At 62.7% G+C, this 14,933-nt stretch carries 11 protein-coding genes; 7 read left to right on the forward strand and 4 right to left on the reverse strand.

All coding sequences use genetic code 11. The annotated features are described in order from the left end of the window. Positions 1-21: 21 nt before the first annotated feature. A complete protein-coding gene (locus tag I8N66_RS30645; RefSeq protein ID WP_291162190.1) occupies positions 22-990 on the reverse strand; it encodes a LysR family transcriptional regulator in 969 nt (322 codons plus the stop codon). Positions 991-1,225: 235 nt separating this feature from the next. On the opposite strand from I8N66_RS30645, the gene I8N66_RS30650 reads away from it, so the two are divergent. Further along, positions 1,226-2,413, forward strand: coding sequence for an acyl-CoA dehydrogenase (locus tag I8N66_RS30650; RefSeq protein ID WP_291162193.1), 1,188 nt, complete (start codon positions 1,226-1,228; stop codon positions 2,411-2,413). 11 nt (positions 2,414-2,424) lie between these two features. Continuing rightward, the gene (locus I8N66_RS30655; RefSeq protein WP_291162196.1) at positions 2,425-3,609 is read left to right on the forward strand and encodes a CaiB/BaiF CoA-transferase family protein; all 1,185 of its coding nucleotides are present in this window, start codon (positions 2,425-2,427) and stop codon (positions 3,607-3,609) included. 93 nt (positions 3,610-3,702) lie between these two features. On the opposite strand, the gene htpG is transcribed toward I8N66_RS30655, so the two are convergent. Then, positions 3,703-5,592 carry a molecular chaperone HtpG gene (htpG, locus tag I8N66_RS30660; protein WP_291162199.1) on the reverse strand — a complete coding sequence of 630 codons (1,890 nt, stop codon included), beginning with the start codon at positions 5,590-5,592 and terminating at the stop codon, positions 3,703-3,705. A 362-nt stretch (positions 5,593-5,954) separates the two neighbouring features. Here htpG and I8N66_RS30665 point away from each other — a divergent pair, with 362 nt between their 5' ends. The 4 genes from I8N66_RS30665 to fabI are packed head-to-tail and all read left to right on the forward strand — an operon-like array spanning position 5,955 to position 11,136. Then, positions 5,955-8,171: a DUF3141 domain-containing protein gene (locus tag I8N66_RS30665; protein WP_291162202.1), complete on the forward strand. Its 2,217-nt coding sequence runs from the start codon at positions 5,955-5,957 to the stop codon at positions 8,169-8,171. An 18-nt stretch (positions 8,172-8,189) separates the two neighbouring features. Next, entirely contained in the window at positions 8,190-9,146 is a 957-nt protein-coding gene (locus tag I8N66_RS30670) for a phosphate acetyltransferase (protein ID WP_235693182.1), read from the forward strand. 2 nt (positions 9,147-9,148) lie between these two features. Then, complete coding sequence (locus tag I8N66_RS30675; protein ID WP_113535140.1) at positions 9,149-10,333, forward strand: acetate kinase; 1,185 nt, start codon at positions 9,149-9,151, stop codon at positions 10,331-10,333. Positions 10,334-10,350: 17 nt separating this feature from the next. Continuing rightward, on the forward strand, positions 10,351-11,136 hold the full coding sequence (fabI, locus tag I8N66_RS30680; RefSeq protein WP_223728755.1) for an enoyl-ACP reductase FabI: 786 nt from the start codon (positions 10,351-10,353) through the stop codon (positions 11,134-11,136). Positions 11,137-11,258: 122 nt separating this feature from the next. Here the strand turns inward: fabI and I8N66_RS30685 are convergent, their stop codons facing one another. Both I8N66_RS30685 and I8N66_RS30690 read right to left on the reverse strand, forming a co-directional pair. Further along, positions 11,259-12,734 carry an NAD-dependent succinate-semialdehyde dehydrogenase gene (locus I8N66_RS30685; protein WP_291162208.1) on the reverse strand — a complete coding sequence of 492 codons (1,476 nt, stop codon included), beginning with the start codon at positions 12,732-12,734 and terminating at the stop codon, positions 11,259-11,261. 259 nt (positions 12,735-12,993) lie between these two features. Next, positions 12,994-14,262, reverse strand: a complete 1,269-nt coding sequence (locus tag I8N66_RS30690) for a 4-aminobutyrate--2-oxoglutarate transaminase (RefSeq protein ID WP_291162211.1) — start codon at positions 14,260-14,262, stop codon at positions 12,994-12,996. Positions 14,263-14,490: 228 nt separating this feature from the next. Here I8N66_RS30690 and I8N66_RS30695 point away from each other — a divergent pair. Then, on the forward strand, positions 14,491-14,933 hold a 443-nt coding region (locus tag I8N66_RS30695), incomplete at its 3' end, for a MerR family transcriptional regulator (RefSeq protein WP_291162214.1).

Genomic DNA, 14,933 nt, shown 5'->3' on the forward strand with positions numbered 1-14,933 from the left:
TTATAACCGGAAAGGCGACTATCAATTCTCGTGATGGTTACGGCTCTCGTCAAGGCAGTGGTCGAGCGGTTCCGTATCGGCGACGTGGGCGAGGAACGCAGCCTCTGCCGGGTTGAGGATCGCGTTCGGGTTCGAGATGCGGAAGACATCTGTCGTGGGCAGATCGGCATAGGGCGGCAGCTGCCAAAGCTGACCTTCTGCGACGGCCGGCGCCGTGAGGTGGTCTGGAAGCATGCCGATACCGACATTGGACATGATCAGCCGCATGACCTCCTCGACATTGCAGGAGACGGCGCGGACCTGCTGGCCGAAGGACCCGACTGCACGCACCGCGGTCACAGAGTTCATATGCTGTCCACCCAGCACATCGGCGATGAAGGCGATATAGGGATTGCCTCTGAGATCGTTGAAGTCGATGCCCTCGGCACCGAACAGCGGATGGCTGCGGCCGCAATAAAGGGCATAGCGCTCGCGGACGTGGAAACGTTTGTGGAGCCAGTCAGGGATATTGCCGTCGCAAAGCCCCATGGTCGCGATGTTTCGCTCCACCGCGCTCAGCACGTCGACCGTCGTTGCGACCGTGACCGACAGTGTCACCTTCGGGTGCAGGCGGAAGAAGCTTTCGAGCTTGCTGTCCCAGGCGGGGTTGTGTGCGTGGCTGACGGAGTGGATGTTGAGGTGGCCGGTGATCTCTTCGCCGGCGGTTTCCAGGACATTCGGCAGCCGGATGACGGCTGCGAAGATGTCGCGGCACTGGGCATGCAGGCGGGCGCCGGCGTCCGTCAGGTTGAAGCGCCCGGGACGCCGGTCAATGAGCTTCTGGCCGACGGTCTGCTCCAGCCGTTTCAGCGCCATGCTGACGGCAGGCTGCTGCAGGAGCAGGCGGTTTGCCGCGGCAGTGATGCTGCCTTCCTCGACGAGCACCACGAAGGTGCGCAGCAGATTCCAGTCGAGATTGTGGGCGAAGCGTTCGAGGCGGTCATTGGCCATGGTCGTGGCTTGCTTCTGATCTCTGGCGTTGCACTGGCCATTCGTTCTGCAACGGGGACCGGCGGAGCGAAGGACGTCCGATCTTGTCGTCATATTCTAGCGAATTTGCAACACGGGGCCGCCGGGGCGAATGGGAGGCCATTCCCTGAACGCATGAGGCGGTGCCTCAATTTCGTTTGAAACGCCATGCACCCCTTGCGATAAGACATGCGGAATAATCCGAAGGGAGAGAAACATGGCCGGCAAGACGCAATTTCAATGGGATGATCCGTTCCTCCTCGACGATCAGTTGACCGAGGACGAGCGCATGATCCGCGACACCGCGCGGGCCTATGCGCAGGACCGGCTGCAACCGCGCGTCATCGACGCCTACCGCGAAGAATCGACCGACCCCGAAATTTTCCATGAGATGGGCGAACTCGGCCTGCTCGGCGTGACCGTCTCGGAAACCTATGGCGGCGTTGGTGCTTCCTACGTCGCCTACGGCCTGGTTGCCCGCGAAGTCGAGCGCGTCGATTCGGGCTACCGCTCGATGATGAGCGTGCAGTCGTCGCTGGTGATGTACCCGATCTACGCTTATGGCTCCGAGGAGCAGAAGCAGAAGTATCTGCCGAAGCTCATTAGCGGCGAATGGATCGGTTGCTTCGGCCTGACCGAGCCGGATGCGGGTTCCGACCCGGCCGGCATGAAGACCCGTGCGATCAAGACCGAGGGCGGCTATCGCCTCGTCGGCTCGAAGATGTGGATCTCCAACGCACCGATCGCCGATGTCTTCGTTGTCTGGGCGAAGTCGGAAGCGCATGGCGGCGCTATCCGTGGCTTCGTGCTCGAAAAGGGCATGAAGGGCCTTTCCGCCCCGAAAATCGCCGGCAAGCTGTCGCTGCGCGCGTCGATCACCGGCGAAATCGTTATGGACAATGTCGAGGTCGGCGAGGAAGCGCTGCTGCCGAATGTGGAAGGCCTCAAGGGTCCGTTCGGCTGCCTCAACCGTGCCCGCTACGGCATTTCCTGGGGCGCACTCGGTGCTGCCGAGTTTTGCTGGCACGCGGCACGCCAATATGGTCTCGACCGCAAGCAGTTCAACCGCCCACTGGCGCAGACGCAGCTCTTCCAGAAGAAGCTTGCCGACATGCAGACGGAGATCACGCTCGGCCTGCAGGGGTCGCTGCGCGTCGGTCGCCTGATGGACGAAGGCCGCATGGCCCCGGAAATGATCTCGATCGTCAAGCGCAACAATTGCGGCAAGGCGCTGGATATCGCCCGCATGGCCCGCGACATGCACGGCGGCAACGGCATCTCCGAGGAATACCAGGTCATGCGCCACATGGTGAACCTCGAGACTGTCAACACCTACGAGGGCACGCATGATGTTCATGCACTGATCCTCGGTCGTGCCCAGACCGGCCTTCAGGCCTTCTTCTGAACGGTGCCGTCATGGAAACGCCGCTGAAGGGCATTCGCGTCCTGGAACTGGCCCGCATTCTTGCGGGCCCATGGATCGGCCAGACGCTGGCCGATCTGGGTGCCGACGTCATCAAGGTTGAAAGCCCGGCAGGCGACGACACACGCACCTGGGGCCCGCCCTTCGTCGCGGGTGAAGGCGGCGAGAAGCTCGACGCCGCCTACTTCCACGCCTGCAACCGCGGCAAGCGGTCTGTCGTGCTCGATTTCACGACGGAGGAGGGGCAGGAGGCCGTACGTCGCCTCGCCGCCCAGTCGGACGTGCTGCTCGAAAACTTCAAGGTCGGCGGGCTTACCAAATACGGGCTCGATTACGAGAGCCTGAAGAAGGTCAATCCGCGGCTGATCTATTGCTCGGTCACCGGCTTCGGTCAGGATGGCCCCTATGCCCATCGCGCCGGTTACGACTACATCGTGCAGGGCATGAGCGGCATCATGGATCTGACCGGCGAGCCGGATCGCGAGCCGCAGAAGATCGGCGTTGCCTTTGCCGATATCTTCACCGGCCTTTACGGTGTGATCGCCGTGCAGGCAGCACTTGCCCAGCGCGAGCGCACCGGTGAGGGGCAGCAGGTCGACATGGCGTTGCTCGACTGCATGACTGGCGTGCTCGCCAACCAGGCGCTGAATTTCCTGGTCTCCGGCAAGGCGCCGCGCCGGCTTGGTAATGCGCATCCGAACATCGCGCCCTATCAGGTCTTCCCGACATCGGACGGTCATTTGATCGTCGCTGTTGGCAACGATCGGCAATTCGTGAAGTTCTGCGCATTGCTCGGGCGAGCTGAACTTGCCACCGACGAGCGTTATCTGACCAACGCATTGCGAGTGCAGAACCGGGACACGCTGACGCCGGAACTGGCCGCTGAAACGGCAAAGATCGAGCGCGACACGCTGTTGAAGTTGCTGGAAGATGCCGGCGTGCCCGGCGGACCCATCAACACCGTTGCCGACGTCTTTGCCGACCCGCAGATCGAGCATCGGCAGATGCGGGTGGATACGCCGCATTCCGGCGCTGCCGCCGGTACCTCTCCGGGGGTGAGGACGCCAATTCGCTTTTCAGCCGCCGAGCTTGCACTGGACCGTGGCGTGCCGCGGCTTGGGGAACATACGGACGAGGTGTTGGCGGAAATCGGGATGCAAACCGCAAAGGCGGACTAACGTAGCGTTTGTCTCTGACGGCACCTGTTCAAGCGGTGCTGTAGAAAACAGCAAAAGGCCCTGGAAATCCAAGAGATTTCCAGGGCCTTTCTGTTAGGCCTTGAGTGCGCGATCGAAGACGCGCGACAGGCGTTCGGCGAAGGCGCGCGGATCCTGCGGCTTGTCGCCGTCAAGCACGCGGGCCTGGTCGAGCAGAAGCTGAACGGCGTCCGTCCGGAACGCCGTGTCGCCGGCGGGGCTGGCGGCCATCGCCGTAATCAGCGCATGGTTCGGGTTCACTTCGAGGATCGGCTTGGCTGCATCGTCGAGGCGGCCGGCGCCCTGAAGCATCTTTTCGAGCTGGCGATCGGGGCCGTGCTCCGGCGCGACGAGGCAGACGGCGCTTTCCGTCAGGCGTTCGGACGTGCGGACGTCGGACACTGCCGCACCGAGTGTTTCCTTGGCGAAGGCAACGAAATCGATGACCAATTGGCTGGCCTGCGGCGCTTCTTCCTTGTCGCCCTCCGGCTTGCCGATCGCGCTGAGATCTGCCGCCCCTTGGGTAATCGACTTCAGCGGTTTGCCGTCGAAGTCCGGTGCGGACGTGACCCAGAAGCTGTCGACCGGATCGGTCAGGAGCAGGACTTCGATACCGCGGGCGCGGAAACCTTCGAGCTGCGGTGAGGCCTTGAGCTGGCCGAGATTGTCGCCGGTCAGATAGTAGATCGCCGACTGGCCGTCCTTCATACCCTTGACATAGTCGGCAAGGCTGCGCTGGCCCTCATCGGATGTGGTGGTACGGAAGCGCGACAGCGCGATCAGCTGTTCGCGGCGCTCGTAATCCTCGTAGATGCCTTCCTTCAGGACGCTGCCGAAGTTTTCCCAAACCTTGTCGAAGGTTTCGGGCTCGCTTTCCGCCAGCTTCTCGATCGCCGTCAGCACACGGTTGGTGACACCTTTGCGGATGCTGGCAAGCAGCGGGCTTTCCTGGATCATCTCACGCGAGACGTTCAAGGGCAGGTCGGAGGTATCGACGAGACCGCGCACGAAGCGCAGGTAGCGCGGCAGCAATTCCGCCTCGTCGGTGATGAAGACGCGCTTGACGTAGAGTTTCATCCGGCCCTTGCGGTCCGGGTCGAAGAGATCGAAGGGCTTCGAGCCGGGCACGAAGGCGAGTGCGGTATATTCGTGACGGCCTTCAGCGCGGAAATGCACCGTCAGTGCCGGGTCGTCATACTGGCCGGCGACGCCGCGATAGAAATCGGCGTAATCTTCCTTGCTGATTTCGCTCTTCTGCTTGGTCCAGAGCGCCGTTCCGTCGCCGACCTGTACCGGTTCGGCGTCGGGCTTTTCCAGAATCGAGATCGGCACAGGGACGTGGCCGGACTGATCCTTGACGATGCGCTCGACGGTCCAGCGCGAGGTGTAGGTCTTGGCATCTTCCATCAGATGCAGCGTGATGCGTGTGCCGCGCGCGGGGGCGTCAGCGAGCTCAGCGACGGAAACCGTGTAGCTGCCCTTGCCGTCAGAAGACCACAGCCATGCATGTTCGGTACCGGCACGGCGCGAAACGACATCGACCTTGTCGGCGACCATGAAGGCGGAATAGAAACCGACGCCGAACTGGCCAATGAGCTGTGCGCCTTCTTTGCCTTGCGCGGCCTCGATGCGCTCCATGAAGGCGCGCGTGCCCGACCGGGCAATCGTGCCGAGCGCTTCGACCAGTTCGTCGCGGCCCATGCCGATACCGTTGTCTTCGACGACGAGGCGGCTGTTTTCTTCATCGAGCGTTAGAGTGATGCGCGGGCTCGGGTCACCGGCCAAGAGTTCGGGCGAGACGATCGCCTCGTAGCGCAACTTCTCGCAGGCATCCGCGGCGTTCGAAATCAGTTCGCGGAGGAAGACGTTCTTATCGGAGTAGACAGAATGCACCATCAAATGGAGCAGTCGCGCCACATCGGCTTCGAAGACATGTTTCTCTACGGACATTTCAGTATCGCTCATCGCCTTGGCAACTCCTTCTGCTTTGCGCCCCAATTGGCAAGCTGCGTCCTGAATTTCAAGGGTCGTCTTGCGCGGTACCCATTTCTGTATAATGCTGCAGTGCGAAGAGGCGCTGAATACCGGCGAAACGTATGCTTCTTCGATGGGGTTGAAGGCGAAAATTCGTGAAGGCGACAAATCGCCGTAATACTCCACTGTTATGTTCCTGCGACCTGAGCAGACGTTCTCGGGTCATCTATGCCGAGTTCATATCGCGGCTTTGCCGCCTATCTCTTTGACTAAGGTCAATGCGAGACGAATTACGTTGTTCTATTGGCCTTGGTGACGGGGCCGGCCTTCAATCGCACCGAGGAGTGGACACCATGCCCAAGCATTCCACGAGCCCGACAATACCGACTTTCGCCGATGCCTATTCCTATTCGCTCGATGCCTGGCAGCGCTCGGTCCTTTTTCTCGACGTGATGCGCCAGCGCGGCGCGCAGTACGAAGAACACAGGACGCAGACTGCGCCGAACGTACTGGAATTCGAGGCCCAGCTTGTCCGCGACGGGCGTACGCTCGCGCGGCCGGTGAACTATGCGCTGGTCAGCATCGTTCCACCCGATGGCGTCGTGGTCGACCCGTCGAAGCGTCCCTTTGTCGTCGTCGATCCCCGGGCCGGTCATGGCCCCGGCATTGGCGGCTTCAAGGCGGACAGCGAGATCGGCGTGGCGATGAAGGCGGGCCATCCTTGCTACTTTATCGGCTTTCTTCCTGATCCGGTTCCGGGGCAGACCATCGAGGATATCGCTGTTGCCGAGGCCGTGTTCCTTGAAACCGTCATCGCCCGTCATCCGGATGCGGATGGCAAGCCCTGCGTGATCGGCAATTGCCAGGCAGGCTGGGCGGTGACGATCGTTGCCGCGCTAAGGCCGGAGCTTTTCGGCCCGATCATCATTGCCGGCGCGCCGCTTTCCTACTGGGCAGGTGTCAAGGGGCAGAACCCGATGCGCTATTCCGGCGGGCTTCTTGGCGGCAGCTGGCTGACGGCGCTGACCGGCGATCTCGGCGCCGGCGTCTTCGACGGCGCCTGGCTGGTGCAGAATTTCGAGAACCAGAATCCGGCCAATACGCTTTGGACCAAGCAGTACAACCTCTATTCGAAGATCGACACGGAAGCCGCGCGCTACCTCGGCTTCGAGCGCTGGTGGGGCGGGCATGTGACGCTGAATGCCGAGGAGATGCAGTTCATCGTCGATGAACTTTTCGTCGGCAACAAGCTCGCCGCCGGCGAGATCCGCACCTCGGATGGGACAGCGGTCGACCTTCGCAACATCCGCTCTCCGATCGTCGTGTTCTGCTCGAAGGGGGACAACATCACCCCGCCGCAGCAGGCGCTCGACTGGATTCTCGACCTTTACGACAGCGTCGACGATATCCGTGCCTACGGGCAGACCATCGTCTACACGGTGCACGAGACGGTAGGGCATCTCGGTATTTTCGTGTCCGCTGGCGTTGCGCGGAAAGAGCACGATGAGTTTGCTTCCAACATCGATTTCATCGACGTTCTTCCCCCGGGGCTCTACGAAGCGGTGTTGACACCCGCAAGCGAGGCGGTCGAGGGCAGGGACCTTGTTTCTGGCGAATGGCTGATGCGCTGCGAGGCGCGAACGCTCGATGATATCCGCGCGCTCGGCGGCAACGACATTGAGGACGAGCGTCGTTTCGCTGCCGCAGCGAAGCTTTCGGAGGTCAATCTGGCGCTCTACCGCACCTACCTGCAGCCGATCGTCAAGGCGGCGGCAACGCCGCCTGTGGCGGAGGCGATGCGCAGCATGCATCCGCTGCGGCTGCAATATGCACTGTTCGGGCCGGACAACCCCTTTATGGCGTGGACATCAGCCCTCGCCGACCAAGTTCGCGAAAACCGTGAGCCAGCGGATGCAAGCAACCCGTTCATCGCCTGGCAGGAGGCCCTGTCGCAGCAGATCGTGGACGGCCTCGACACTTGGCGGCGTACCGCCGAATATCTGTCGGAACAGAGCTTCCATGCCATCTACGGTGCTCCGACCTTGCAGGCAGCACTCGGCATCGACACGAACTCGAACCAGCCGCCGCGCAAGGCGGAGAAGAGCCTGCTTCATCAAGCGCTCGTCGAGGCACGGATCGCGGAACTGAAGACCAAGTTTGCAGAAGGCGCCACGTGTGAAGGTCTTGCGCGGGCACTGATTTTCGTCGGCATGGCGCGTGGCGGCGCCGACGAGCGTGGGCTCGAGGCAGTTCGCAGGCTTCGGCGTGCCCATCCCTCGGCAAAGCAACTGACGCTTGCCGATTTCAAGGCGGTGATGCGTGAGCAGTACTTCATGTTGCTGATCGACGAGGACGCGGCCCTGGCGGCGCTTCCGAAGCTGCTGCCGGAACCGATCGAGGAGCGTCGCGCCGCCTTCACCGCGCTTCGCGAGGTTCTGGAGGCTTCCGGTGCGCTGACAGGTCTTGCGGCCGAGCGGCTGCAGCGGGTGTCGGTGCTGTTCCGGCTGGACAGTGAGCCGCCGGTAGAGATCAACGCCGGCAAGGCCGTCCGCAATCGTGCCGCATCCTGATTGAGAAGGAGCTTCGACGTGTCCGACGTAGCCGCACTGCCGCTTGAGCAGTCCAAATACGATCTCCTGATTGCCACCGCGCGAGACGAAACGCCGGCGGTCACCATCGTCGCGCACCCTTGCGACGAAACCTCGCTGCGCGGCGCGTTGGAGGCAGCCGAGACGGGGTTGATCACGCCCGTTCTCGTCGGCCCGGAAGCGAAAATCCGCAGCGTCGCTGCCGAACACCGGCTCGATCTCGGAAATTACGAGATCGTCGATGTGCCGCACAGTCATGCGGCGGCGGCGAAGGCGGTGGCGATGATCCGCGAAGGCCGCGGCGAGCTGCTGATGAAGGGAAGCCTGCATACTGACGAACTGATGAAGGAAGTTGCAGCGTCTGCGACCGGCCTCAGGACCGATCGAAGAATCAGCCACGTCTTCATCATGGATGTGCCGGGCCATGCCGAGACGCTCTTCATCACCGATGCCGCCATCAACATCTTCCCGGACCTCGAGGCCAAGCGCGACATCGTGCAGAACGCGATCGACCTCTGGGTCACGATCGGACTTGGCGAGCCGCGTGTCGCCATACTCTCGGCTGTCGAGACCGTGACGACGAAGATCCCGTCGACGATCGAGGCGGCGGCGCTTTGCAAGATGGCAGAACGCGGCCAGATCACCGGCGGCCTGCTTGAAGGACCGCTGGCCTTCGACAATGCGATCGATCCGGAGGCCGCGCAGATCAAGGGGATAAAGTCTCCCGTCGCCGGCCGGGCACAGATCCTGGTGGTGCCGGATCTTGAGGCCGGCAACATGCTGGCGAAGAACCTTACCTTCCTTTCGCGTGCCGATGCGGCCGGCATCGTCCTTGGTGCGCGCGTGCCGATCGTGCTGACCTCGCGGGCAGACTCCGTGCGCACGCGTCTCGCCTCCTGCGCGGTCGCCTCGCTCTACGCGGCGCGGCGGCGCGCGGCGCAAGTTGCGGCGGTGTAGCCATGGATGCACTTCTCGTTGTCAATGCGGGATCGTCCAGCCTGAAGTTTCAGGTATTCGGGATCACGGATGCCGGTCTCGAACGCCGGGTGAAGGGGCAGATCGGCGGCATCGGTACGCGTCCGCGGCTCCAGGCGAAGGCAGCCGATGGGACTGTGCTCGTGGACCGAAACTATGAGGCCGCCATCGTCGGCGACCTGCCGGCCGCCATCGCCGCAGCGCGGGACTGGCTGTTGACCCTTGAAGGCTTCACATTGCGGGCGGTCGGCCACCGGGTGGTGCATGGCGGGCCCGACTTTGCCGAACCTGTCTTGATCGATGCCTCCGTGCTCGAACGCCTGGCTGGCTATCAGGACCTCGCCCCGCTGCACCAGCCCAACAACCTTGCGCCGATCCGCCAGGCCATGGCGATCAACCCGGATGTGCCGCAGGTCGCCTGTTTCGACACGGCATTCCACCATGGCCATCCGGAAGAAGTGAACTGCTATGCCATGCCGCGCAGCTTCTATGAAGACGGTGTGCGGCGTTATGGCTTCCACGGCCTCTCCTACGAATACATCTCGGAGCGTCTGCGGGACGTGGCGCCTGCCGTGGCGGGCGGCCGCGTCATCGTTGCACATCTCGGCAGCGGCGCCTCCATGTGCGCCTTGCGCAACGGCCACAGCATCGAAAGCACCATGGGCTTTACCGCGCTCGACGGCCTGCCTATGGGAACGCGGCCGGGCCAGCTTGATCCGGGTGTCGTGCTTTACCTGATCCTCCAGCGCGGCATGAGCGCCCAGGCCGTTTCGGATCTGCTCTATCACGAAGCCGGGCTCAAGGGGCTTTCCGGCGTGTCGAACGATATGCGTGATCTTCTCGCGAGCGAGGACCCGCACGCCAAGCTCGCTATCGATCACTTCCTCTATCGCAGCGGGCTCAACGTCGGCATGCTTGCGGCCGCGCTCGGCGGTATCGACGCCTTCGTCTTCACCGCGGGCGTTGGCGAGAATTCCGCCCAGATTCGTGCCCGGGTCGTGGAGAACCTCGCCTGGCTCGGCGCCGAACTCGATCCGGCCGCGAACGAGGCGGGTGCCACGGTTATCTCCACGCCATCAAGCCGCGTCGCGCTCTACGTCATCCCGACCGACGAGGAACTGATGATCGCGCGCCACACGCTGGCACTCCTTCGAACTCGTGCAGCCTGACCCATCGGAGACAATTCATGTCCATTCCTGTCGCAAAGGCCAAACTTCTGGATGGCCGCAAAGGGCTGATCGTCGGCATCGCCAACGATCGGTCGATCGCCTGGGGCTGCGCCCGCGCCTTTCGCGCCTTCGGGGCGGAGGTGGCGGTCACCTATCTGAACGACAAGGCAAAACCCCATGTGGAGCCTTTGGCGCGGGAAATCGAGGCGCCGCTGTTCCTGCCGCTCGACGTCGCCGTCCCAGGCCAAATGGAAGCGGTGTTCGAGGAGATCGGCAAGACCTGGGGTGAGCTCGACTTCCTCGTACATTCGATCGCCTTTTCGCCGAAAGATACGCTCGGCGGCCGCGTGGTCGATGTCCCGCGCGAGGGGTTCCTGAAGACAATGGATATTTCCTGCTGGTCCTTCATCCGCATGGCGCATCTCGCCGAGCCGCTGATGAAGAACGGCGGCACGCTCTTCACCATGACCTATCACGGCTCACAGGTGGTGGTGGAAAACTACAACATCATGGGCGTCGCCAAGGCAGCACTCGAAAGTGCCGTGCGCTACCTCGCCTCCGAACTCGGCCCGAAGGGGATCCGCGTGCATGCGATTTCGCCCGGAGCTCTGGCGACGCGCGCCGCTTCCGGCATTCCGGAATTCGACGCGCTGCTGGAAAAGACCAAGGTTAAGTCGCCGAGCCGCGAGCTGATTGACATCGACGACGTCGGCGCGGCCACCGCCTTCCTTGCGCATGACGCCGCCCGTCTGATCACGGGCCAGGTGCTCTATGTTGACGGCGGCTACCACATCATCGACTAAGCATGTCGAGCAAAAGTGCGCAGCGGTTTTGCGGTTGCGACATGCGACAATTCAACAGCTTAAATCGCAGGGATCGAATCTGAAAGATCGCGAGGCGCTTTAGCCGCCGGGTCTCCGCATGGTCAGATGTTGCCCATGCAGAGATATTTCATCTCAAGATAATCCTCGAGCCCGTGGCGCGAGCCTTCGCGGCCGATACCGGATTGCTTGATGCCGCCGAAGGGGGCTGCTTCCGAGGACATGCGGCCGGTGTTGATGCCGACCATGCCGTATTCCAACGCTTCGGCCACATGCCAGACCCGCTTCAAGTTCTCGGCGTAGAAATAGGCGGCCAGGCCGTAGATCGTGTCATTGGCCTCGGCGATGACCTGCTCGGCCGTCTCGAAGCGGATGATCGGGGCGATTGGGCCGAAGGTTTCTTCCTGGGCGACGCGCATGTCGGTCGAAATGCCCGTGAGAACGGTCGGCTCGAAGAAGGTGCCTGATGTGCCGATCCGGTGGCCGCCGGCGCGCACCTTGGCGCCCTTGGAGACCGCGTCGGCGACATGGGCTTCTATCTTCTCTATGGCGTGTTTGTCGATCATCGGGCCGATGGTGATATCAGGCGTGAAACCATCGCCGACGGTCAGCTCGGCGACGCGTTTGACGAACTTCTCGGCAAACGCGTCATGTACGCCCGATTGCACGTAGATCCGGTTGGCCGAAACGCAAGTCTGGCCGGCGTTGCGGAACTTCGCCTGGACAGCGCCGTCCACCGCCTCGTCGATGTCGGCATCGTCAAAGACAATGAACGGGGCGTTGCCGCCGAGCTCGAGGCTCACTTTCTTGATCTGGTCGGAGCATTGGCGCATCAAAAGCCGGCCGACTTCCGTCGATCCGGTGAAGCTGATCTTGCGCACCTTCGGGTTGCTGCAGAGCTCGCGGCCGATCGCGGCACCTTCTGCGGCATAGAGCAGGTTGACGACGCCGGTGGGGAAGCCTGCCTTTTCGGCGAGAACGAACATGGCGCCGGCGACGAGCGGGGTCTGTTCGGCCGGCTTCAGCACGATCGTGCAACCGGCGGCAAGGGCCGGCGAAATCTTGCGGGCGACCATCGATGCCGGGAAGTTCCAGGGCGTGATCGTGCCGACGACGCCGACAGGCTGTTTGATGACGAGCATGCGGCGGTCGTTGGCCGGGGCCGGGAAGGTCTCGCCATAGATGCGTTTCGCCTCTTCCGCATACCACTCGATGTATGCTGCGGCATGCAGCACCTCGCCCTTCGATTCCCCAATCGGCTTGCCCATTTCGGCGGTCAGGATCGCAGCGAGATCGTCAGCATGTTCGACGATCAGGTCGTACCAGCGCCGAAGCACGGCGCTCCGGTCCTTGGCGGGTTTTGCCGCCCAGAGAACCTGCGCCTTCGCAGCGGCTTCGATTGCCGTGCGCGCCTCCTCAATCCCCATATCCGGAAGGGTCGCCAGCAGTTCGCCGGTGGAAGGGTTGAAGACGTCGAAGGTCGCGCCGGTCCAGCCTGTGGCGGCATGCGCAATGGTGTGTAGCGGCGCGAAAAGTTCGGCGGCGCGCAAGTGCTTGGTCAAGGCGGGGGTCAAGGTCATGGCGGGCATCCTCCGGCGATGGCCCACCGCGAGACGGCAGACCCGCTTTTGCTTGTTCTTGCGGGAGCCGATCGACGCCGGCACCCGAGCATCGCACGCCTGAATTGGCGCGCAGCACCCACAGCGCCGCGCGTCTTTCAAGACGCGCTAAGGTCGCCGCTGTAGTCCTTTGAATTGCTGCATAATTTTGTCCCTAAGTCGACCCCGATTCAAGGAGTTATGCACCGGGCAACCGCATTGGCGGTCGCCCGGTCGAAGGTCAACCACGCGCCGCGAGGATCGACGCTTCGAGAATGTCGAGCGCTTCGGAAAAAACTTCGTCCTGGATGGTGATCGGCGCCAGGAAGCGAATGACGTTGCCGTGGACGCCGCAGGTCAAGAGGATCAGGCCTTTTTCCAGAGCGATCAGGCGCACCTTATTGGCGAAGTCGGCGCTCGGCAGGTTGGTCTTCACGTCGTTGAACTCGACTGCGTTCATGAAGCCGGGGCCGCGGATATCGGCGATTTCAGGCGCCTGCTCGCGGATTGCCGCGAGGCGCTGCTTGAGCCGGCCGCCGAGCTGCTCGGCGCGTTCGCAGAGCTTCTCCTCAGCAATGACGTCGAGAACAGCGTGGGCTGCAGCGATGCCAAGCGGGTTGCCGCCGTATGTACCACCAAGGCCGCCCGGTGCCGGAGCATCCATGACTTCGGCGCGGCCGGTGACGGCGGCGAGCGGGAAGCCGCCGGCAAGGCTCTTTGCCATGGTGATGAGGTCAGGCGCGACATCGTGATGGTCCATGGCGAACATCTTGCCGGTGCGCGCAAAGCCTGTCTGGACCTCGTCGGCGATGAGCAGAATGCCGTGCTGGTCGCAGATTTCGCGCAGCGCCTTCATGAAGGCGGCGGGCGCGGGATAGAAACCGCCTTCACCCTGCACCGGTTCCAGGATGATCGCGGCGACACGGCCTGGATCGACATCGGCTGCAAAGAGCTTCTTCAGCGCCGCGAGCGACTGTTCGGTCGTGATGCCGTGCAGCTCGATCGGGAAGGGGGCGTGGAAGACGTCGCCCGGCATAGCGCCGAACCCGACCTTGTAGGGAACGACCTTGCCGGTGAGCGCCATGCCCATGAAAGTGCGGCCGTGGAAGCCGCCGCTAAACGCGATGACCGCCTGGCGGCCAGTCGAAGCGCGGGCGATCTTGACGGCGTTTTCGACAGCCTCGGCGCCGGTCGTGACGAAGATCGTCTTCTTGGCAAAGTTACCCGGCGTCAGCGCGTTGAGGCGCTCGGCGAGGTGCACGTAGGATTCGTAGGGAACGACCTGATGGCAGGTATGGGTGAAGCGATCGATCTGCGCCTTGACCGCTTCGATGACCTTCGGGTGACGGTGGCCCGTGTTGACGACCGCGATACCGGAGGCGAAGTCGATGTAGCGATTGCCTTCCTTGTCCCAGATTTCCGAGTTTTCCGCGCGATCGGCGTAGATCTGTGTGGTCATGCCGACGCCGCGAGAAATGGCGGCGTTCTTGCGATCGGTGAGGCTGGTCATGGCGCGTTCCTGTCACATCTGGAGTTAATATATTGCATTTTTTCTGCAAGTTTATTCGGGAAGTGGTACACCTTTCACTGTCGATTGCAAATCAAATTTGGTGATCGAGACACCACGGCCGCTGATGCGGCGTTCTTGTCAGATCTTAATCGCGACGGCTAAGGTTGCGAACACACCGGAATTGCACGGATTCGGGCAGCGCCGGTGGGCGATAAAGGGAAATTCGGAATGGGCGCAGTGCGCTACAAGGTCGCCGAGGCGGCGCGATTGGCGGGGGTTTCTGCCTCGACGCTGAGGCTGTGGGAAACGCAAGGCCTCGTCGTGCCGGAGCGATCCCCGACAGGGCATCGGCAATATACGGAGAGCGATCTTGCGCGGTTGAAGCGCATCTCCTGGTTCCGCGTCAAGCGTGGGCTGAACCCTGCGGCGATCCGCGAGGCGCTCGAAGCGGAAGGCGCGGCCGAGGATCAGTCCGGTGCGGCAGCCGCCGACAGCGCCGGCAACCAGGTTGGCCGCAAGCTGAGGAGCCTGAGGCACGCAGCCGGCAAGACGCTGGAGCAGGTGGCCGGCGATATCGGCATCGCCGCATCGGTGCTGTCGACGCTCGAGCGCACCTCGCATGGCGTTTCGGTCGCCGTCCTGCTCAACATCGCCGAATATTTCGTAACCAC

This window comes from Ensifer sp. SSB1 (assembly GCF_016652895.1).
In the GTDB taxonomy this organism is placed as follows: Bacteria; Pseudomonadota; Alphaproteobacteria; order Rhizobiales; family Rhizobiaceae; genus Ensifer.